Origin of the sequence: Streptomyces glaucus (assembly GCF_039533365.1) — a bacterium.
GTDB classification, from domain to species: Bacteria; Actinomycetota; Actinomycetes; order Streptomycetales; family Streptomycetaceae; genus Streptomyces; species Streptomyces glaucus.
This window is the reverse complement of record NZ_BAAATK010000008.1, coordinates 132,116-151,213: the sequence shown is the minus strand read 5'-3', so window position 1 is coordinate 151,213 and position 19,098 is coordinate 132,116. Positions and strand designations below refer to the sequence as shown.

At 74.1% G+C, this 19,098-nt stretch carries 20 protein-coding genes; 12 read left to right on the top strand and 8 right to left on the bottom strand.

All coding sequences use genetic code 11. The features are described from left to right. Positions 1 to 196: 196 nt before the first annotated feature. The 3 genes from ABD363_RS08825 to ABD363_RS08815 form a co-directional block, all read right to left on the bottom strand. On the bottom strand, positions 197 to 886 hold the full coding sequence (locus ABD363_RS08825; RefSeq protein WP_344601380.1) for an HAD family hydrolase: 690 nt from the start codon (positions 884 to 886) through the stop codon (positions 197 to 199). Between the two features lie 52 nt (positions 887 to 938). Then, a complete protein-coding gene (locus ABD363_RS08820; protein ID WP_344601379.1) occupies positions 939 to 1,610 on the bottom strand; it encodes a phosphatase PAP2 family protein in 672 nt (223 codons plus the stop codon). 140 nt (positions 1,611 to 1,750) lie between these two features. Next, positions 1,751 to 2,302 carry a DUF5134 domain-containing protein gene (locus ABD363_RS08815; protein ID WP_344601377.1) on the bottom strand — a complete coding sequence of 184 codons (552 nt, stop codon included), beginning with the start codon at positions 2,300 to 2,302 and terminating at the stop codon, positions 1,751 to 1,753. Between the two features lie 173 nt (positions 2,303 to 2,475). Between ABD363_RS08815 and ABD363_RS08810 the strand changes: the two genes are divergently transcribed. Both ABD363_RS08810 and ABD363_RS08805 read left to right on the top strand, forming a co-directional pair. Beyond that, on the top strand, positions 2,476 to 4,173 hold the full coding sequence (locus ABD363_RS08810; RefSeq protein ID WP_344601375.1) for an FUSC family protein: 1,698 nt from the start codon (positions 2,476 to 2,478) through the stop codon (positions 4,171 to 4,173). Next, positions 4,170 to 4,715, top strand: coding sequence for a MarR family winged helix-turn-helix transcriptional regulator (locus tag ABD363_RS08805; protein ID WP_344601374.1), 546 nt, complete (start codon positions 4,170 to 4,172; stop codon positions 4,713 to 4,715). The genes ABD363_RS08810 and ABD363_RS08805 overlap by 4 nt, the downstream gene beginning before the upstream one ends. Positions 4,716 to 4,813: 98 nt before the next feature. Here ABD363_RS08805 and ABD363_RS08800 read toward each other — a convergent pair whose 3' ends face one another. Then, positions 4,814 to 5,215 carry a VOC family protein gene (locus ABD363_RS08800; protein WP_344601372.1) on the bottom strand — a complete coding sequence of 134 codons (402 nt, stop codon included), beginning with the start codon at positions 5,213 to 5,215 and terminating at the stop codon, positions 4,814 to 4,816. Between the two features lie 81 nt (positions 5,216 to 5,296). Between ABD363_RS08800 and ABD363_RS08795 the strand changes: the two genes are divergently transcribed. Further along, complete coding sequence (locus ABD363_RS08795) at positions 5,297 to 5,836, top strand: GNAT family N-acetyltransferase (RefSeq protein WP_344601370.1); 540 nt, start codon at positions 5,297 to 5,299, stop codon at positions 5,834 to 5,836. 128 nt (positions 5,837 to 5,964) lie between these two features. On the opposite strand, the gene ABD363_RS08790 is transcribed toward ABD363_RS08795, so the two are convergent. Then, entirely contained in the window at positions 5,965 to 6,648 is a 684-nt protein-coding gene (locus ABD363_RS08790; protein WP_344601369.1) for a glycerophosphodiester phosphodiesterase, read from the bottom strand. Positions 6,649 to 6,908: 260 nt separating this feature from the next. On the opposite strand from ABD363_RS08790, the gene ABD363_RS08785 reads away from it, so the two are divergent. The 4 genes from ABD363_RS08785 to ABD363_RS08770 all read left to right on the top strand — a co-directional run bounded on the left by ABD363_RS08785 (position 6,909) and on the right by ABD363_RS08770 (position 10,847). After that, on the top strand, positions 6,909 to 8,306 hold the full coding sequence (locus ABD363_RS08785) for a DUF6421 family protein (RefSeq protein WP_344601368.1): 1,398 nt from the start codon (positions 6,909 to 6,911) through the stop codon (positions 8,304 to 8,306). A 38-nt stretch (positions 8,307 to 8,344) separates the two neighbouring features. After that, positions 8,345 to 9,103, top strand: coding sequence for an SDR family NAD(P)-dependent oxidoreductase (locus ABD363_RS08780; protein ID WP_344601366.1), 759 nt, complete (start codon positions 8,345 to 8,347; stop codon positions 9,101 to 9,103). Next, on the top strand, positions 9,100 to 10,170 hold the full coding sequence (locus ABD363_RS08775) for a threonine aldolase family protein (RefSeq protein ID WP_344601364.1): 1,071 nt from the start codon (positions 9,100 to 9,102) through the stop codon (positions 10,168 to 10,170). Before ABD363_RS08780 ends, ABD363_RS08775 begins: the two co-directional genes overlap by 4 nt. Before the next feature lie 83 nt (positions 10,171 to 10,253). Next, entirely contained in the window at positions 10,254 to 10,847 is a 594-nt protein-coding gene (locus ABD363_RS08770; RefSeq protein ID WP_344601362.1) for a transglutaminase domain-containing protein, read from the top strand. 126 nt (positions 10,848 to 10,973) lie between these two features. Here the strand turns inward: ABD363_RS08770 and ABD363_RS08765 are convergent, their stop codons facing one another. Continuing rightward, a complete protein-coding gene (locus ABD363_RS08765) occupies positions 10,974 to 11,702 on the bottom strand; it encodes a lysophospholipid acyltransferase family protein (RefSeq protein WP_344601360.1) in 729 nt (242 codons plus the stop codon). A gap of 333 nt (positions 11,703 to 12,035) precedes the next feature. On the opposite strand from ABD363_RS08765, the gene ABD363_RS08760 reads away from it, so the two are divergent. The 4 genes from ABD363_RS08760 (at position 12,036) to ABD363_RS08745 (ending at position 15,184) form a co-directional block, all read left to right on the top strand. Next, positions 12,036 to 12,446, top strand: a complete 411-nt coding sequence (locus ABD363_RS08760; protein ID WP_344601358.1) for a TlpA family protein disulfide reductase — start codon at positions 12,036 to 12,038, stop codon at positions 12,444 to 12,446. Positions 12,447 to 12,654: 208 nt separating this feature from the next. Continuing rightward, the gene (locus ABD363_RS08755) at positions 12,655 to 13,164 is read left to right on the top strand and encodes a flavin reductase family protein (protein ID WP_344601356.1); all 510 of its coding nucleotides are present in this window, start codon (positions 12,655 to 12,657) and stop codon (positions 13,162 to 13,164) included. Between the two features lie 218 nt (positions 13,165 to 13,382). Continuing rightward, positions 13,383 to 14,171 carry an electron transfer flavoprotein subunit beta/FixA family protein gene (locus ABD363_RS08750; RefSeq protein WP_344601354.1) on the top strand — a complete coding sequence of 263 codons (789 nt, stop codon included), beginning with the start codon at positions 13,383 to 13,385 and terminating at the stop codon, positions 14,169 to 14,171. A gap of 50 nt (positions 14,172 to 14,221) precedes the next feature. Then, complete coding sequence (locus ABD363_RS08745) at positions 14,222 to 15,184, top strand: electron transfer flavoprotein subunit alpha/FixB family protein (protein ID WP_344601352.1); 963 nt, start codon at positions 14,222 to 14,224, stop codon at positions 15,182 to 15,184. Positions 15,185 to 15,249: 65 nt separating this feature from the next. Here the strand turns inward: ABD363_RS08745 and ABD363_RS08740 are convergent, their stop codons facing one another. Next, positions 15,250 to 16,149 (bottom strand): endonuclease/exonuclease/phosphatase family protein, encoded by a 900-nt coding sequence (locus tag ABD363_RS08740; protein ID WP_344601351.1) that lies wholly within the window; start codon positions 16,147 to 16,149, stop codon positions 15,250 to 15,252. A gap of 222 nt (positions 16,150 to 16,371) precedes the next feature. Between ABD363_RS08740 and ABD363_RS08735 the strand changes: the two genes are divergently transcribed. After that, positions 16,372 to 17,661 carry a DUF6986 family protein gene (locus ABD363_RS08735; RefSeq protein WP_344601349.1) on the top strand — a complete coding sequence of 430 codons (1,290 nt, stop codon included), beginning with the start codon at positions 16,372 to 16,374 and terminating at the stop codon, positions 17,659 to 17,661. A 163-nt stretch (positions 17,662 to 17,824) separates the two neighbouring features. On the opposite strand, the gene ABD363_RS08730 is transcribed toward ABD363_RS08735, so the two are convergent. Continuing rightward, entirely contained in the window at positions 17,825 to 18,901 is a 1,077-nt protein-coding gene (locus tag ABD363_RS08730) for a LacI family DNA-binding transcriptional regulator (protein WP_344601347.1), read from the bottom strand. Positions 18,902 to 19,098 lie beyond the last annotated feature (197 nt).

Here is a 19,098-nt window from a genome sequence, read left to right as displayed (position 1 = left end):
ATGCTCGTCAGCGGTGTCCGCGGGCCGCTTCCCGCCGGGGCCGTCCCCGTGCCCCGTCGGCGGACCCGGGCTCTTCGGCCGTGCGGCGGCCGCCGCGCCCTCGGAGCGGGCGGCCGATCGAGGCCGGGGCGTACCGGCGGGGAGCGCGCCCGGCGGATCCCGCACGGGACACCGGGGCCGCCCGGCGGCTCCGGGCTCAGCCCACCAGGTCCAGCACCGGCCGCAGCCCGTCCGGCCGCTCGGCCACGGGCAGGTGGTCGACGAAGTGCACCCCGCAGCCCAGCGCCGCGGCGCCCCCGTCGGCCCGCCGGTTGTCGCCCACCATCAGCGTGTCGCGCGGCTCGGCGCCGAGGGCCGCGCAGGCGGTCGCGAACAGCCGCGGGTCCGGCTTCTGGACGCCGTGTTCGTACGACAGGACGTACGCGTCGACGTACCGGTCCAGGCCGTGCTCGCGGAAGACCGGGCGCAGGTCCCAGCCGATGTTGCTGACGATCCCGACGGCGGCCCCGCGCCCGCGCAGCGTGCGCAGCACCTCGGCGGCGTCGGGGTAGGGGGTCCACGCGGCCGGCGTCATGTGCCGGTCGTACAGCGCGTCGTGCAGCCGCGGCGAGGGCAGCGGCACCTGGCGGGACAGGCCGGTGTACGCGGCCCGGTGCAGTTCACGGCTGCGGTCCCGGTCCTCCCAGACGGCGGCGAGGTGGTCCGGGATCCGGGCGGGAGCCGCGCCGCCGGGCAGCGCGCCCGCCGCCTCCAGGGCCCGCGCGGTCCGGACCAGTTCCGGCTCGTCGAGCGTCGTACCGGTCCCGGCCAGCGCCGCGCGCAGCCAGGACTCGGCGGACTCGACGCGGAAGAGGGTGCCGGAGAAGTCGAACAGAACGGCGGGCATGGGGGGATCCTACGGGGCCGTGCGCCGCCCCGGGAGCGGATCGCCGCCGTGCTCACACCCGCCGGCGCCGGTGGACCAGCACCGCCAGCGTCACCACCAGCGCGCCCAGCAGCCAGCCGCCGACGACGTCCGAGGGCCAGTGGACGCCGAGCCACACCCGGGTCAGCCCGACCCCGGCCACCGAGACCGCGGCCACGGCCAGCGCCGCGCGGAACACGGCGCGACCGGCGCCGTAGTGGTGCAGCAGCCACAGCAGCAGGCCGCACACGACCGCGGCGGTCATGGCGTGGCCCGAGGGGAAGGCCGCGTAGTGCGCGGTGTCCACGGGGTCGGGCCAGACCGGGCGGGGGCGGCCGACGGCCGCCTTGAGGCCCTGCTGCAGCAGGGTGCCGAGCGCGCACGTCACCGCCAGCCACCCGGCCGTCCAGCGGGCCGCGGGCCGCCGGGCCAGCCACAGCACGACGCCGGCGCACAGCAGGCGCATCGTCCACGGGTCCCAGACCCAGTCGGTCAGGATGCGGCACGCCTGGGTGATGCCGCGTTCGTCGACCGCCCAGCGGTGGGTGGTGCGGGAGATGCCGCCGTCCAGGGCGAGCAGCGGACGCCACTCGGCCGCGACCAGGGCGAGCAGCAGGCCCGAGCCCAGCGCCAGGGCCCAGGCGGAACGGACGGCGGCGCGCCGCCGGGGCGTGCGGGGCGGTGACTCGACGGGCTGGGTGTGCATGGTGCGATCCTCACCGACTGAGAGGGACTGGGGCCACCACCCGTCTACCCCGGTGCCCGCCGCCCCGGTGCGGGAGCCGGCGGGACCGGCGGGCGCACGGCGCCGGCCGGGGCGCCGCGGACGCGGCGCTTTCGCCGGTCTCAGAGGGCCAGCAGCATGGTGACCATGGCGATCCCCATGGACAGCCGGCACGCCCGGGCCAGCTCCGGCCGGTCCGCCCATCCGGCCGCCGCCGTACCGCCGCCCGGCGCGGCGGCGGCCGGCACCAGCCGCACGCCGGTCAGCAGCACGTACCCGGCGAAGTAGAGCAGCAGCGTCCCGGTGACCAGGGGGATCCCCGAGCCGCCGTGGCGGTGCGCCCCCGCGGGGGAGGACGCCATCACCACCGCCATGTAGACCATGGCCGCGGCGCCCGCCAGGTGGTGCAGGTGGTGCGGGCGGGTCCGCGCCGCCCACCCGGCGTGCAGCCCGGCCGCGCCGAACACGACGGCGTAGCCGGGCCAGGCCCACGACGGCGGGGTGAACACCGTGCCGGGCACCGCCATCGCGGCCATGCCGAAGCCCATCAGCGCCTCGCCGCCCGCGGCGCGGCGCTCCTCCCCGGCGCTGCCGCGCATCCGCAGCAGGCAGTAGGCGCCGGCCGCCGCGCACAGCGCCACCAGCAGCCAGCCCGACGGAGCCGGTCCGTGCATCCGCGCCTCCCCGCTCGGCGTTCGGTCAAGGGATGCCCGGACCGTGCGGGGGACACGCGAGCGCAAGGGGGTGCGCGGGGAGCGTTCGGCGGAGCGCGTGCACCGGGGTACTCGTCCGGGCCGCCGGCCGCGACATTTCTTTCACGTGTAAAACACTTGCTAAGGTAATGGTCATGAGCAGTGCGACCCCCACCCCGGACACCCCGCTCGTCCGACGCCTCCCGCTCGCCGGCGTACTGCGTCCGGGCCGCCCCTCCGACATCTGGTTCAAACCCGCCCTGAGCTCGGTCGCCGCGGTCGCCCCGCCCAACCTGGCCCTGCTGGCGCTCGGCCGCCTCGACCTGGCCATGTACACGATGGCCGGGTCCCTGTGCGCCCTGTACGCCCACAACCGCCCCTACGCCGCCCGGGCCCGCGTCCTCGCCCGGGTCGTGCTCGGCATGCTCGGCGGCGTCGCCGTCGCACTGGTCGCGGCGTCGCTGACCCGCGACGCCGTCGTCCTCGTCACCGTCGGGGCCCTGCTGGCCGCCGCGCAGAAGGCGCTGTGCGACGCCACCCGCGTCGGGCCGCCGGGCAACGTGGTCCTCACCTTCATCAGCTCCGCCGCCCTGTTCGCACCGCAGACCCTCGCCCAGGTCCCCGGCCACCTCGCGCTGGGCGCCGCGGCGGGCGCCTGGGCCTGGCTCGTCGGCATGGCGCCCGGACTGGTCCGCCCCCACGGCCCGGAGCGCCGCGCCACCGCCCACGCCCTGAACGCCACCGCCGCCTGCGCCGAGGCCCACCGAACCGGGGACGACGGCCGTGCCCGGGCAGCCCGCGCCGCCGCCTACGCCGCCGTGCACGCCGCCTGGCAGACGCTGCTGTCGGTGCCGCCGGCCCGGGGCCGCGCCGCGACCCGGCGCGCCCTGGAACGCCTCGTCGTCCGCGCCGAGGTCGCCCTCGCCGCCCCCGCGGACACCGATCCGGAGCGGCTGCGCGCCTGGGCGCGCGCCCTGCGCGGCACCGGCCCGGTCCCCGAGGCCGACGACGACCCGCAGGCCGCCGACGAACTCCTCGGCATGGACGCCGAACGCGCCACCGGACGGCAGCCGCTGTGGCAGCGGCTCGGCCCGCTGACCCCGATCGCCGCGCGCACCGCCCTCGGCTGCGCCCTGGCCGGGTACGCCTCCCTCGCGCTCGGCATCGGACGCCCCTACTGGGCCCTGGTCACCGCCGCCTCCCTCTACCAGGCCAACATCACCCTCACCTGGAACCGGGCCGTCCAGCGCGTCGTCGGCAACCTCGCCGGCGTCCTCCTCTTCGCCGCCGTCACCCCGCTCACCCACCTCGGACCGGCCGCCCTCGTGCTGTGCTGTCTCGCCTTCAACTTCGGCGCCGAGGCCCTCATCAGCCGCAACTACTGGCTCGGCAGCGTGTGCGTGACCCCGATGGCGCTGCTCATCACCGAGTTCGCCGGATACCAGGAGCCCGGGCGGCTGATCACCGAGCGGATCGCGGACACCCTCGTCGGCGCCCTGGTCGGCTTCGCCGCCGCCCTCGCCGTCACCAACCGGCGCGCGGCCGACCGGGTCGAGCGGGCGCTGGACGCCGCCGACCGCGCCCGGGAGCACGCCGCCCGCCTGCTGGCCCGGCCGGACCCGGCGCCCGGCGCCCTGGAGTCCGCCCGCCGCGCCCTCGCCGCCGCCCTGGTCGATCTGCGGGCCACCGCCGACGCCGCGGCCGGGGAGTGGTGGCAGCGGGCCCTGCCCCAGGAGAGGGTCGTGCGCGCCGAGCAGTCCGGACACCGTACGCTCGCCGCGACGGTACGCCGCCAGGGACACCGCCCGCGCGCGGGCACGACAGCGCAGAAGACGGAGGACGTACGGCCATGACGGCACCCCACGGACGGACAGGGACCCCGACGGACGCGACGCCCGGCGACACCGTCGCCAAGGTCGTGCGGCAGTGGCGGGCCGTCCACCCCGACCTGGACACCGGCCCCATGGAGATCATCGGCCGCATCAACCGCTGCGCCGCCCTCCTCCAGCAGGCCGAGGACGCCCCGCTGCGCCGCGCCGGGCTCAGCCGCCCGGAGTTCGACCTGCTCGGCGCGTTGCGCCGCACCGGGCACGAGCTGACCCCCGGGGAGCTGGCCCGCGAGACCTTCTCCTCGGGCGCCGCCGTCACCAAGCGCCTCAAGCAGCTCACCGAGCGCGGCCTGGTGGAGCGCCGCGGCGACACCCGCGACCGCCGCGTCGCCCACGTCCGCCTCACCGACGCCGGCCGCGCCCTGGTCGACGGCGTCCTGCCCGGACAGCTCGCCTACGAGACCGCCGTCCTGTCCGGCCTGGACGCCTCCGACCAGGGGGAACTCGCCGCCCTGCTCGGCCGGCTCCTGGCCCGGCTGGAGGGCCGCCCGGGCGTGCCGGGCTGAGGCCGCGGGCCCCGCTCGGAGCACGTCGTGGACCGAGCGGCGGCGCCCCGGCCCGGCCGTAGCCGGCGGCGGCGCGGCGCGGAACCGCCCCGGTGGCCTCAGATCCCCGGCCGGTACCGCAGCGGGTGGTCGACGGGCACCTCCACCAGCACGATCGGCGTGCCGTCCGGGTCCGCGATCCACATCTCCACCAGCCCCCACGGCTCCCGCACCGGCTCCCGGACGATCTCGACGCCCTTCGCGCGCAGTTCCTCGTGCGCCGCGGTCACGTCCTCGACCTGCAGCCACAGCCGCACGGCCGGCGACGGCGGGCCGGCGGAGGGATCGGCCCGGCCCGAGACCTCCAGGAAGCCGCCGCCGAGGAAGTAGACGACGCCCCGCTCCGGCCCCGTGCCGAACTCGCGGTGGACGGCGAGGCCCAACTGCTCGCCGTAGAAGGCCCGGGAGCGTTCGGGATCGGTGGGGCGGAGCAGGATCCGGCTGCTGAGCACATGCACCATGCCCCCGGAGCCTAGCGGCAGGGTTACCCTCTTTCCCGGCCGAGCCGCGCCCAGGAACACCCAGGAGTTCGGAGACACCCCATGAGCATCCCCACCGCCGGGCCGACGTTCCGCGACGCCACCGCCGCCGATGTGGACGAACTGGTCGCGCTGATCGAGTCGGCGTACCGCGGGGAGTCCAGCCGGGCCGGGTGGACCACCGAGGCGGACATCCTGGAAGGACGGCGGACCGATCGCGAGGGCGTGCTGGAGGTCGTCGAGTCGCCCGGCAGCCGGCTGCTGACGGTCGAGCGGGAGGGCCGGATCGTCGCCTGCTGCCAGCTGGAACACCGCGGCGACCACGCCTACTTCGGGATGTTCGCGGTCAGCCCGCGGCTCCAGGGCGGCGGCCTCGGCAAGACGGTCCTCGCGGAGGCGGAGCGGCAGGCCCGCGAGACATGGGGCGTCGAGGAGATGCACATGACCGTGATCTCCGTACGCGAGGAGCTCATCGCCTGGTACGAGCGGCGCGGCTACCGCCGTACGGGACGGATGACCCCGTTCCCGTACGGCGACGAGCGCTTCGGCGTTCCGCAGCGGCCCGACCTGCGGTTCGAGCTGCTGGTCAAGGAACTGGCCTAGGCGTATCGTCCCGCGTCGTCCGGCACCCGGCCGGGCCGCGCGCAGTGGCACGACGGCCCCCGGCGCCCGGACCACGACCCTCGCCGGCGCGGGGCACGGGAACCCACCGGGGCGCCCGGGCGCCGCCGTCAGGCCGTGGAGCGGCCGGCGCGCTCGATCCCCGGGTAGTCGGTGGTCGCGCCGTCCAGCTCCAGGGCCCGGACCAGACGCAGGTGGTCCTGGGTGTTCACCACCCAGCCGATGATCCCCAGGCCCGCCTTGCGCGCGTACTCCACGACCTCCAGGGTGAGCCGGCGGATGTTCAGGCAGACGGTCCGGGCGCCGGCCTCGATCGCGCGGTCCACGACCTCGGGGCCGTAGCGGCCGGCGACGAGCGCGGTCCGCACGCCCGGCACCAGACGGGTGATCTCGGCGATCGCCGCGTCGTGGAACGAGGACACCTCCACCCGGTCCGCCAGGTTCCGCGCGTGCATCACCTCGGCCAGGGCCCGGGCCGCCGCCACGTCCTTGATCTCGGCCTGCAGCGGCACCGACACGGCGTCCAGCACCTCCTCGAAGACCGGGATCCGCTCCCCCTTCCCCGCGTCCAGGGCGCGCAGCTCCGCGAGCGTCTTCTCGGCGATCGCGCCGGTGCCGTCGGTCGTCCGGTCCACCTCGGCGTCGTGCATGACGACGAGCGCGCCGTCCTTGCTCAGATGCAGATCGAGTTCGACGACGTCGAGACCGGCCCGCTCGGCGGCGACGAAGGACCGCAGGGTGTTCTCGGGCTCCACACCCATGACTCCGCGGTGACCGATGATGAGGAGGTTCACAGCTCAACTCGCTTCCGTCGACGGCTGCGGTGGCGGATCCGCAGCCTAACGGCCCCGCCCGGGCCCGTCCCGGGTGTACACGCGGATCCGGACCGCCAGGGGTGCCGGGCACCGTAGTCACCGCCGTACCGGCAATCGACAGGAAAAAGTGCGGTGGGGGGTGGGGTTGAGCAGGACGATTTCCCGAGACTCCTCTTGCTGGGGGAAACCTCGTGTGTATACGGTCTCCTTACGAGAGGTTCTCCTGTGGAGGGTGGGACATGACGGAAATTCTTGTGCAGGTGGGCGCGGAGGTAGAGGTTCCTCCGGCAGTCAGGGTGGTGGAGCACCCGGCGTGGCCCGTGCTCAAGGATGCCGTGGAGCGGATCCGGCCCTGGCAGTCCAAGGACGGATCGATCGACTTCGACGCCGAGGACGCCCCGGACCCCGCCGACGCCGAACTCGCCGTCCGGCAGGTCGCCGACGCCGTCCGGGAGCTGTCCCCGCTGCTGCCGCACGACCGCGCCTACCACGAGGCCCTGGTGGAGGACCTGCGCCGCTGGTCCGACGGCGGCTTCCGGGTGCCCGACTTCCTCGACTCGCTGCTGGCCTTCCAGCCCGCCGCGAACCGCCGGGACGGCCTGCAGCACCTGGTCGTCTTCCCGATGTACACCCAGAACGGCAACCCGGACCGCAACCTGGAGGCGGTCGTGCTGCGCATGGTCTGGCCCGACTGGCTGGCCGAGCTGGAGCGCACCCGCTACGACAACCCGCTGTTCTGCGGCATCGCGTTCGAGGACTTCACGGCCGGTTACGACACCAACTCCGCCGTCCTGTTCCCCGAGACCATCGCCGTGCGCGAGGCCCCCGAGCGGTTCACCTGGGGCGGCATCTTCTGCGACCGCGAGGCCGCCCGCTTCCGCCGCGTGACCGCCGCCGCCGTCGACGTCCTCGGCCTGGAACTGCCCCGGGACGTCGCCGCGATGGTCCACGACCAGAAGCGCTGCCAGGAGGCCTTCGTGCTGTGGGACATGATCCACGACCGCACCCACAGCCACGGCGACCTGCCGTTCGACCCGTTCATGATCAAGCAGCGCCAGCCGTTCTGGATGTACGGCCTGGAGGAGCTGCGCTGCGACCTCACCGCCTTCAAGGAGGCCGTCAAGCTGGCCGGGGAAGGCGTCCCGCAGGCCCGTGACGTCCAGGTCGCGGTGCTCTTCGACCGCATGTTCCGCTTCCCGGTCACCGGCGAACGCGTCCGCAACTACGACGGCCTCGGCGGCCAGCTGCTCTTCGCCTACCTGCACCGGCACGACGTGGTCCGCTGGACCGACAACAGGCTCTCCCTCGACTGGGAACGCGCCCCGCAGGTCACCAACCAGCTGTGCGCCGAGATCGAGAAGCTGTACCGCGACGGCATCGACCGCCCCAAGCTCGTCCACTGGTTCGCCGGGTACGAGCTGGTCTCCACCTACCTCGCCCCGCACCCCGGCTCGAAGTGGGCCAAGGGCCCCGACGCCCTGGACCTGACGCAGCCGCCGCGCAGACTCGTCGACGACGTGCTTCCGGACGAGTTTCCGCTGAGCATGTTCTACGAGGCCCTGTCCAAGAAGCTGAAGAACGTGATCGCCTCCACCCGGGGGATCACGGCGGACGGCGCCGAGCGGGCCGCCGCGTGAACGACGGCACCGACCACACTGCCCAGGAGGCGAGGAACATGGCGGGGAACGGGGCGCTCAGCGGCGCGGTGATCGCGGTGGCCGGTGCGGGAGGACCCGCCGGACGCGCGACGCTGCTCAGGCTCGCCGAGGCGGGGGCGACCGTCGTCGGCGCGGACAACGACCCGGAGCGGCTGGCCGAGGCCGTGGACGCGGCGAGCTACGCGCACGGCGGGGCGACCGTCACCGGTGACACCGTCGACCTGCTCGACCTGACGTCGGCCCGCGAGTGGGCGGCCCGGGTCGAGAAGGACTTCGGCCGGGTGGACGGCCTGGTCCACCTCGTCGGCGGCTGGCGGGGCAGCGAGACCTTCACCAAGACCAGCCTCGACGACTGGGACCTGCTGGAACTGCTGCTGGTGCGCACCGTGCAGCACACCTCCCTCGCCTTCCACGAGGCGCTGCAGCGCAGCGACCGCGGCCGCTACGTCCTGATCAGCGCCGCCGCCGCCGGCAGACCCGCCGCGGGCAACGCCGCCTACGCCGCCGCCAAGGCCGCCGCCGAGACGTGGACGCTCGCCCTGGCCGACTACTTCCGCAAGGCCGGGATCGCCGAGGGCGCCGAGGGGCCGACCTCCGCGGCTGTCATCCTGGTGGTGAAGGCGTTGGTGCACGACGCGATGCGCGCCGACCGCCCCAACGCGAAGTTCGCGGGCTTCACGGACGTCAGGGACCTGGCCGAGGCCATCGCCGGAGTCTGGGAGAGGCCCGCCGCGGAAGTGAACGGAAACCGTCTGTGGCTGACCGAGAAGCCGTGAACCCCCCGAAGACCGACGCCCGGCGCCGCCACGACCCGGGCGTCCGTGGCTTCGCCAGCGACAACTACGCCGGGGCCCACCCGGAGGTGCTCGCCGCCCTGGCCCTCGCCAACGGCGGGCACCAGGTCTCGTACGGCGAGGACGTGTACACGGAACACCTCCAGGGTGTCGCGCGCAGCCACTTCGGCGCCACCGCCGAGGCGTTCCCGGTCTTCAACGGCACCGGCGCCAACGTCGTCGCGCTCCAGGCGGTCACCGACCGCTGGGGCGCGGTGATCTGCGCCGAGAGCGCGCACATCAACGTCGACGAGTGCGGCGCGCCGGAGCGCGTCGGCGGTCTGAAGCTGCTCACCGTCCCCACGCCCGACGGCAAGCTCACCCCCGAGCTGATCGACCGGGAGGCGTACGGCTGGGACGACGAGCACCGCGCGATGCCGCAGGTCGTCTCGATCGCCCAGACCACCGAACTGGGCACGGTCTACACGCCGGAGGAGATCCGGGCCCTGTGCGAGCACGCCCACGCGCACGGCATGAGGGTGCACCTGGACGGCTCCCGGCTGGCCAACGCCGCCGCCTTCCTGGACGTCCCGATGCGGGCGTTCACCAACGCGGCCGGCGTCGACATCCTCTCCCTGGGCGGCACGAAGAACGGCGCCCTGTTCGGCGAGGCCGTCGTGGTGATCGACCAGGACGCCGTCCGCCACATGAAGCACTTGCGCAAGCTGTCGATGCAGCTCGCCTCCAAGATGCGCTTCGTGTCGGTGCAGTTGGAGGCGCTGTTCGCCAAGGACCTGTGGCTGCGCAACGCCCGGCACGCCAACGAGATGGCCCAGCGCCTCGCCGAGGGCGTGCGCGCGGTGCACGGGGTGGAGATCCTGCACCCCGTGCAGTCCAACGCGGTTTTCGCCCGTCTGCCGCACGACGTGGCCGAGCGTCTGCGCAAGCGGTTCCGCTTCTACTTCTGGGACGAGGCCGCGGGCGTCGTGCGGTGGATGTGCGCCTTCGACACGACCGAGGAGGACGTCGACGCCTTCGTGGCGGCCCTCAAGGAGGAGGCGGCCCGCTGAGCCACCGGCAATGACTGCATAAGTATGCGACCGATCGAAAATTGATTGACCCTTGATCGGTTGCATGCCTATGCTCTGCGGACATGCAGCTGATCCAGGAAACCCCCGACCTGTCCGCCTACTTGGCCGCCGATGAGGCGATCGACCATCACCATCCGCGCGTGCGGGAGACAGCCGACGGACTTGCCAGGGAGGTGGCGGACTCGTATGAGTATGCGCGTGTGGCGTTCGAGTTCGTCCGCGACGCCATCGCGCACTCGCAGGACTCCGGCGACCACCGCGTCACCTGGCGGGCCTCCGACGTCCTGGAGCAGGGCACCGGCATCTGCTACGCCAAGGCCCACGCGCTGGCCGCGCTGCTGCGGGCCGAGGACATCCCGACGGCGCTGTGCTACCAGCGACTGGCCCACGGCGACGGTTCGGGGCACGCCGTCCACGGCCTGGTCGCCGTACGGTTCAACGGCGCCTGGCACCGGCAGGACCCGCGCGGCAACAAGCCCGGAGTGGACGCCCGGTTCTCCCTCGACGGCGAGCGGCTGGCCTGGATCCCCGATCCGGAGGCGGGCGAGACGGACTACCCGGTCCTGTACGCCGAACCGCACCCGGCCGTGCTCGGCGCCCTCAAGGCCGCCCCCGACCGGCCGTCCCTGTGGCGGGCGCTGCCGGCCGCGCTCTGAGGCGGGACGCACCACGACCGCGCCGGCCCCGCCCGACGGCACGCGCTCCCGGCGCCCGGCCGGAGGAGTGCGGCCCCGGCGCGGGCCGCCGGCGGGACCGTCGACGGGGCCGGCCGGGCGCGGGAGTCAGTGCGCCTCGGCGGCGCGGATCTCCTCGGGCGTGGGCGCCGTACCGCCGAGATGGGCCGGCATCCACCACATGTCCTCCGGGCCCTTGGGCCGTACCGGGTAGGCGCGCTGGGCGCTCTCCAGCAGCTCCTGCACCCGCTCGCGCAGCCGCCGGGTGATCGCGCCCGCGTACTGGTCGCGGGTGGCCTCCACGGCCTCGCCGACCCGGATCGTGATCGGGATGTGGCTGCGCCTGAAGTTGCGCGGGTGTCCCTTGGTCCACAGCCGCTGCGTGCCCCACAGCGCCATCGGGACCAGCGGGACGCCCGCCTCCTGGGCCAGGCGCGCGGCACCGGACTTGAAGCTCTTCAGGGTGAACGACTGCGAGATCGTCGCCTCGGGGAAGACCCCGACGATCTCACCCGACCTCAGCGAGCGCAGCGCCTGCTCGTACGCCGCCTCGCCCTGCTCGCGGTCCACGGGGATGTGCTTCATCCCGCGCATCAGCGGACCGGAGATCCGATGACGGAAGACCGACTCCTTGGCCATGAAACGCACCAGGCGCTTCTGCGGCAGCGCCGCCAGCCCGTTGAAGACGAAGTCCAGGTAACTGATGTGATTGCTCACCAGCACTGCGCCGCCCGAGCGCGGGATGTTCTCCGATCCCCGGCAGTCGATCCTCAGGTCCCACACCTTGAACAGCGTGCGGGCGAGACCGATGACCGGGCGGTAGACGAGTTCTGCCATGGGCGGGGTGGACCCTTCCTTGCTCTGCCTGGGAAGGGGGCTCCCAGTTGGAAAGTTACGCAGCCGTAGGTTTACGGCTTGTCGCAGATGGTGCCCCATCGGCGGCCGTGTAGCCAGCCTGAGCGCCGGTGAACCGCGAGATTCTCGTCACGTCGCCCTACAACCCTTATGTCCCCCTTACTCCGTACGGGTCGTCACCTGCCGCGTGGACGCCCGCACTTCGCACCCGGGCCGCGCCCGCCGCACCCCGGCGTCCGTGGGGACCGGGCATTCCGCGGGAGGCCCTCCGGTGAGCCGGGAATCTCCGCGGTCCCGCGAACGCTGAACCGGACGATGACGGGACTGGTGGCGTGCGTGCCGGTGCTCGCGGCGGCGGGCGCCCGCGGGGCGCCGCGGCGACGGAAGGGAAGAACGCGGGTGCGCGGACAGGACGACGGCAAGCGGCTCGATGCGGCCGAACTGGGCACGCAGCTCGGCGAACGCGCCACGCTCGTGCAGTTCTCCAGCGCCTTCTGCGCCCCCTGCCGGGCGACCCGGCGGATCCTCGGCGAGGTGGCCGGCATGGTCCCGGGCGTCACCCACGTCGAGATCGACGCCGAGGCCCACCTCGGTCTGGTGCGCCGGCTCGACATCCTCAGGACGCCGACCGTGCTGGTCCTCGACGCCGACGGCCGGATCGTGCGGCGCGCCACCGGCCGGCCGCGCAAGGCCGACGTGATCGCCGCGCTCGGGGAGGCCGTGTGAGACCGGCCGTGCGGACCGGGGGGCGCCTTTCGGATGCCGGGACGAACTTGACTGCGCGTGCCGCCTGCCGTCAGCTTGAGCGCATGTCCTCGCACCTCCTTCTCCCCGGGCGGGCGCGCACCGGTCCCGCCCGCGCCGTGAGCGCGTGCTGTCCGGACCGCTGAGCAGCCGCGGCCCCGTTGGCCACCCCTGGAAGGAGGACGACCCCATGACGGCCACACCCGACCTCGACGCCGCCCCGCCGGCCGGCCCCGACCTGCTGCGCTCCGTCTTCCGGCGGCACGCCGCGGGGGTCGCCGTGATCACCGCCCGTGGTGACGCCGGGCCGGTCGGCTTCACCGCCACCTCCCTCACCTCCGTCTCCGCCGAGCCCCCGCTGCTCTCCTTCGGCATCGGCACCGGCGCCTCCAGCTGGCCCGCCGTCTCCACGGCCGACCACGTCGGTGTCCACATACTCGGCGAGCACCAGCGGGAGCTGGCCGCCACCTTCGCCCGCAGCGGCGCCGACCGCTTCGGCGCGCCCACCGTCTGGCGCGAGGGCCCCGAGGGCGTGCCCGTCCTCGACGGCGTCCTCGCCTGGCTGGTCTGCCGCGTCGTCGGCCGCGTCCCCGCCGGGGACCACCGGATCGTGCTGGCCGAGGTCCGCCTCGGCGACCCCAACGGCACCGGCCGCCCCCTCCTGTACCACCAGGGACGCTTCCACGGCCTGCGCGACTGATCCCCGTTCGTCCCCCGCTGCGGGACCGTCCGGTTCCGGTTACGCTGCGTTGCACAGGTCACAGTTCAAAGCGCTTGCTTAGCGGGAACGAACTGGGTGTACTGGCGAGTAATATCTCGGCTGGAGCAGGGGTCGCCCCGACCGGGATCGGCCGCTTGAGGCGCCTATGCTGCTTGCAAGAGGCAGCACCGAAATGACGATGCAGTAGGAGAGCCGGCGTGAGCTTGAGGATCGTTGTCACCGTGAAGTACGTGCCCGACGCCACTGGCGACCGGCACTTCGCCGATGACCTGACCGTCGACCGGGACGACGTGGACGGTCTGCTCTCCGAACTGGACGAGTACGCCGTCGAGCAGGCGCTGCAGATCTCGGAGAACTCCGACGACGACGTGGAGATCACCGTCCTGACGGTGGGCCCGGAGGACGCCAAGGACGCCCTGCGCAAGGCGCTGTCCATGGGCGCGGACAAGGCCGTCCACGTCGAGGACGACGACCTGCACGGCACCGACGCCATCGGCACCTCCCTGGTGCTGGCCAAGGCGATCGAGAAGGCCGGCTACGACCTGGTGATCTCCGGCATGGCCTCCACCGACGGCACCATGGGCGTGGTGCCCGCGCTGCTCGCCGAGCGTCTGGGCGTCCCGCAGGTCACCCTGCTCTCCGAGGTGTCGGTCGAGGACGGCGTCGTCAAGGGCCGCCGGGACGGCGACGCCGCCTCCGAGCAGCTCCAGGCCTCCCTGCCGGCGGTCGTGTCGGTCACCGACCAGTCGGGCGAGGCCCGGTACCCGTCCTTCAAGGGCATCATGGCGGCCAAGAAGAAGCCGGTTCAGTCCTGGGACCTGGAGGACCTGGAGATCGAGGCCGAGGAGGTCGGCCTGGAGGGCGCCCGGACCGCGGTCGACTCCGCGACGGAGCGTCCGGCCCGCACCGCGGGCACGATCGTCAAGGACGAGGGCGAGGGCGGCAAGCAGCTCGCCGAGTTCCTCGCGAGCCAGAAGTTCATCTGAGCCCGCATCCGCCGACCGCCCCCGAAGTCATCGAGCAGGAGAGCAATCCCATGGCTGAAGTCCTCGTCTACGTCGATCACGTGGACGGCGCCGTCCGCAAGCCCACCCTGGAGCTGCTGACCCTGGCCCGCCGCATCGGCGAGCCGGTCGCCGTCGCCCTCGGCGGCGGCGCCGCCGACACCGCCGCCGTCCTCGCCGAGCACGGCGCGGTGAAGGTCCTCACCCACGACGCCGCCGAGTACGCCGAGTACCTGGTCGTCCCCAAGGTGGACGCCCTGCAGGCCGCGTACGAGGCCGTCTCGCCGGCCGCCGTGCTGGTCCCGTCCTCCGCCGAGGGCAAGGAGATCGCCGCTCGCCTGGCGCTGCGCATCGGCTCCGGCATCATCACCGACGCCGTCGACCTGGAGGCGTCCGACGAGGGCCCGGTGGCCACCCAGTCGGTCTTCGCCGCCGCCTACACCACCAAGTCCCGCGTCACCAAGGGCACCCCGGTCATCACGGTCAAGCCCAACAGCGCGGCCGTGGAGGCCGCCCCGGCCGCGGGCGCGGTCGAGGCGCTGGAGGTGACCTTCTCCGCGCAGGCGACCGGCACGAAGATCACCGGCCGTACCCCGCGCGAGTCGACCGGGCGTCCGGAGCTGACCGAGGCCGCGATCGTGGTCTCCGGCGGCCGGGGCGTCAACGGCGCGGAGAACTTCGCGGTCATCGAGGCCCTCGCCGACTCCCTCGGCGCGGCCGTCGGCGCCTCGCGCGCCGCCGTCGACGCCGGCTGGTACCCGCACACCAACCAGGTCGGCCAGACCGGCAAGTCCGTCTCGCCGCAGCTGTACATCGCCTCCGGCATCTCCGGCGCGATCCAGCACCGGGCCGGCATGCAGACCTCGAAGACCATCGTGGCCATCAACAAGGACCCCGAGGCCCCGATCTTCGACCTGGTCGACTACGGCGTCGTCGGCGACCTGTTCGACGTCGTCCCGCAGCTCACCGAGGAGATCAAGGCCCGCAAGGGCTGATCCCCGTACGCCGGCACGAGGCCCCCGCGACCACGGACGGTCGCGGGGGCCTCGGCCGTCGGTGCTCACCCCAGGGTCAGCGAGGCCTGCACGGGCAGGTGGTCGCTCGGGAACTGCCCGTCGCGCGAGAAGGTGTTGACCGACGCCCGGTGCACGGTGACGCCCGGCGTGGCGAGGATCCAGTCGATGCGGTCGCCGCCGGGGGTGAGCGGCCGGTAGCCGTGGAAGGTGCCGTACAGCGCGCCGCGCTCGGCCGCCGCGTCCCAGGTGTCGACGAGGCCGGCGCCCAGCAGGGTGTCGTGGACCGGGTCCTTGTGGGCCGCGACGTTGAAGTCGCCGGTCACCACCAGCGGGAGCGAGCGGCCGAGTCCGGCGATCCGCTCGGCGACGAGGGCGGCGGCCCGCGCGCGTGCGTACGGGCTCGCGTTGTCCAGGTGCGTGTCGAGGACGTGGAACTCCCGGTCGCCGTCGCGCCGGTCGCGGAAGCGGACCCGGGTGACCATGCGGACGGAGCCGCCGCCCCAGGTGTTGGAGCCGATCACGTCCGGCGTGTCGGAGAGCCAGAAGTGGTCGTACTCCAGCGGGGCGAGGCGGCGGGTGTCGTAGAAGACCGCCATGAACTCGTCGCGGCTGCCGCCCGCGCGCCCGGTGCCGATCCAGTCGTAGTGCGGTCCGAGGTCGGCCTCGATGTCGCGCAGCTGCTGGTAGAGGCCCTCCTGGGTGCCGATGACGTGCGGGCGCTCACGGCGCAGCAGTTCACGCATCACCGGTCTGCGGACGGCCCAGCTGTGGGGCTCGGCGGTGCTCGCGAAGCGCAGGTTGAACGACATGACCCGCAGGCGGCTGCCGCGGTCCGCCGGGGCGGACGCGGACGCCGGCGCCGTGCCGGAGAGCGGCAGGGCGACCGCGCCGGCCAGGGCGGTCTTCAGACTCAGGCGGCGTGTGACTCGGCTGTGGTCGGGCACGGGTGCTCCTTCTGCGGCGGCTTCCGGGCGGGTCGTGCGGTGCTGCGGCACGCGGGGCGCCGGCCGCGCGGCCCGGCGGGAAAAGGTGTCAGAGGGGCGTGAACATGCCGGGATGGTGGAGTGGCCCGCGGCGTAAGACGGTGTTGACCGGCGGGAAGACCGCCCGATAGCTTCGCTTTACGGATTGCTTATTCCGTAAAGCGGAAAACGGGAGGGTGTGGGATGGGGCAACAGGAGAAGGTGACGACGAGCCTCGCGGACGCCGTCGGCGAGGAGATCGACGCCGCCCTCGCGCCGGTCGACGCCGAACTGGAGCGCCGCTACCCCGGAGACCCCGGCACCCGCCGGCCCGTCCACACCGTCTACGTCCCCGGCGACGTCTTCGCCGCCGACACGATCCGCTCCTGGGGCGAGCGAGCCCTGGCCGCCCTCGACGAACACGCCCCGGACGCCGCGTCGTTCGCCGCCGTCCTGGGACTCGACGACGAACTCGCCGAACCGGTGCACGCGCGCGTGCGCGCCAAACTGGAGCGCGAGCCGGTCGAGGACCTGCGGATCGACTTCGAGGACGGCTACGGCAACCGCCCCGACGCCGAGGAGGACGAGTCCGCCGCCCGCGCGGCCCGGCTGGTCGCCGAGGCGTACCGGACGGGGACGGCGCCCCCGTACACGGGCATCCGCACGAAGGGCATGGAGGCGGCGGTGCGCGCCCGGGGCATCCGCACCCTCGACGTCTTCCTCACCGGCCTGATGGAGGCCGGCGGCCTGCCCGGCGGGCTCGTCCTCACCCTGCCGAAGGTGACCTACGCCGAGCAGGTCACCGCCATGGCGAGGCTGCTGGCGGCCTTCGAGGAGACGCACGGCCTGGAGCCGGGCCGCCTCGGCTTCGAGATCCAGATCGAGACCAGCCAGGCCGTCCTCGCCGCCGACGGCACCGCCACCGTGGCCCGCATGATCCAGGCCGCCGGGGGCCGTGTCACCGGCCTGCACTACGGCACCTTCGACTACAGCGCCTGCCTCGGCGTCTCCGCCGCCCACCAGGCCGCCGACCACCCGGCCGCCGACCACGCCAAGGCCGTCATGCAGGTCGCCGCCGCGGGGACGGGGGTGCGGGTGTCGGACGGCTCGACCAACGTCCTGCCCGTCGGCCCCACCGAGCAGGTGCACGCCGCCTGGCGCCTGCACTACGGCCTCACCCGCCGGGCCCTGGCCCGCGCCTACTACCAGGGCTGGGACATGCACCCGGGTCACCTCCCGACCCGCTACGCGGCCGTCTTCGCCTTCTACCGCGAGGGCTTCGAGCAGGCCGCCGACCGCCTCGCCCGCTACGCGAGCCGCGCCGGCGGCGAGGTGATGGACGAGCCCGCCACCGCCCGGGCCCTCGGCGGCTATCTGCTGCGGGGCCTGGACTGCGGGGCGCTCGACATCGCCGAGGTGGCCCGGCTGACCGGACTGACCCGCGCCGGCCTGGAGGGTTTTGCGGCGCCCCGGCGCGGCGCCCCGGCCGGGTAGCGGACCCGCCGCTGCGGCCTGCCGGGGGCCGGCGCGCCCGCCCCGTGGTCCGCGCGGCGACCGGCCCGAGCCCGCGGGGACGGGGCGGCGGTGCCGCCCGGGGAGCGCGGACAGGCGCCCCGGCACCCGCCCCGAGGGACCGGACCGGCCCCGTACCGTCCGCTCAGTCCGCCGGCGGCAGCTCGCCCGAGCCGCGGGTGATCAGCCGGGTGGGCAGTTCGATGCGCTCGGGCGTGACCAGGCTGCCGTCCAGCTGCCGGAACAGGCGCTCGGCGGCGGTGCGGCCGAGCGCCGCCGCGTCCTGGGCGACGACCGTGACCCCCGGCTGCAGCAGGTCGGCGAGCTCGATGTCGTCGAAGCCGACCAGGGCGACGGGGCGGGCGTGCGCGGCGAGCACCCGGATCACGGTGACCGTCACCCGGTTGTTGCCCGCGAAGACCGCGGTGACCGGATCGGTGTCGGACAGCATCTCCTCGGCCGCCCGGCGCACCCGCTCCGGGTCGGTGGCGCCCAGGGAGATCCACGAGTCCTTCACCGGTATGCTCGCGTCCTCCATGGCCGCCCGGTAGCCGCGCAGCCGCTCGGCGGAGGTGTGGATGCGGGGCATGTCGCCGATGAACCCGATCCGGCGGTGCCCGTGCGCGATGAGGTGGGCCACGCCGTCACGGGCGCCGCCGTAGTTGTCGGACAGGACCACGTCCGCGTCGATCCCGCCCGCCGGACGGTCCACGAACACCGTCGCGACGCCCGCCCTCAGCTCCGGCTCCAGGTACCGGTGGTCGTCCCCGGCCGGGATCACCACCAGCCCGTCCACCCGCCGCGCGCACAGCGCCAGCACCAGCTCCTGCTCACGGTCCGGGTCCTCGGCGCTGGAGCCGTTGATGAGCAGGGCGCCGTGGGCGCGGGCCACCTCCTCGACCGACCGGCTGAGCGGCCCGTAGAACGGGTCCGCCAGGTCCTCCAGGACCAGTCCGATGCTCGCCGTGCGGCCCTTGCGCAGCACCCGGGCGCTGTCGTTGCGGCGGAAGCCCAGCGCCTCGATGGCCTCCTGGACGCGGCGCTCCGTCTCCGGCGTGACGCCCGGTTCCCCGTTGACCACCCGTGAGACGGTCTTGAGTCCGACCCCGGCACGGGCGGCCACGTCCTTCATGGTCGGACGGTTGCCGTAACGGGTCGCGGGGAGACGGTCGGCTCGGCGGGGCGTGTCGGGCACGGTGCGGTGTCCTGTCCTGTCGTCCACGGGGACGCGTCCGGCCAGCGGGGCGCGTCCGCCCATCGGGATGTCGGCCCACGGGGACGCGCCGCTCGACGGGGTGCGTCCCCGCACGGGGATGCGCCGCCCGTGGGCTTGTATGAGGATGTGGCGTCGAGCATAGAGCCTGGACAACGTTGTCAGAAGCGGGGACACTGTCCACCGCAATCTCCGGCCTGCGTCAT

Bases quoted from the DNA above. Each gene is read 5' to 3' on its own strand.
- ABD363_RS08825 (WP_344601380.1), bottom strand. From the start codon at position 886: ATGCCCGCCGTTCTGTTCGACTTCTCCGGCACCCTCTTCCGCGTCGAG.
- ABD363_RS08770 (WP_344601362.1), top strand. From the start codon at position 10,254: ATGCAGCTGATCCAGGAAACCCCCGACCTGTCCGCCTACTTGGCCGCC.
- ABD363_RS08760 (WP_344601358.1), top strand. From the start codon at position 12,036: ATGACGGGACTGGTGGCGTGCGTGCCGGTGCTCGCGGCGGCGGGCGCC.
- ABD363_RS08800 (WP_344601372.1), bottom strand. From the start codon at position 5,215: ATGGTGCATGTGCTCAGCAGCCGGATCCTGCTCCGCCCCACCGATCCC.
- ABD363_RS08785 (WP_344601368.1), top strand. From the start codon at position 6,909: ATGACGGAAATTCTTGTGCAGGTGGGCGCGGAGGTAGAGGTTCCTCCG.
- ABD363_RS08805 (WP_344601374.1), top strand. From the start codon at position 4,170: ATGACGGCACCCCACGGACGGACAGGGACCCCGACGGACGCGACGCCC.
- ABD363_RS08735 (WP_344601349.1), top strand. From the start codon at position 16,372: ATGGGGCAACAGGAGAAGGTGACGACGAGCCTCGCGGACGCCGTCGGC.
- ABD363_RS08755 (WP_344601356.1), top strand. From the start codon at position 12,655: ATGACGGCCACACCCGACCTCGACGCCGCCCCGCCGGCCGGCCCCGAC.
- ABD363_RS08745 (WP_344601352.1), top strand. From the start codon at position 14,222: ATGGCTGAAGTCCTCGTCTACGTCGATCACGTGGACGGCGCCGTCCGC.
- ABD363_RS08820 (WP_344601379.1), bottom strand. From the start codon at position 1,610: ATGCACACCCAGCCCGTCGAGTCACCGCCCCGCACGCCCCGGCGGCGC.
- ABD363_RS08810 (WP_344601375.1), top strand. From the start codon at position 2,476: ATGAGCAGTGCGACCCCCACCCCGGACACCCCGCTCGTCCGACGCCTC.
- ABD363_RS08780 (WP_344601366.1), top strand. From the start codon at position 8,345: ATGGCGGGGAACGGGGCGCTCAGCGGCGCGGTGATCGCGGTGGCCGGT.
- ABD363_RS08795 (WP_344601370.1), top strand. From the start codon at position 5,297: ATGAGCATCCCCACCGCCGGGCCGACGTTCCGCGACGCCACCGCCGCC.
- ABD363_RS08815 (WP_344601377.1), bottom strand. From the start codon at position 2,302: ATGCACGGACCGGCTCCGTCGGGCTGGCTGCTGGTGGCGCTGTGCGCG.
- ABD363_RS08765 (WP_344601360.1), bottom strand. From the start codon at position 11,702: ATGGCAGAACTCGTCTACCGCCCGGTCATCGGTCTCGCCCGCACGCTG.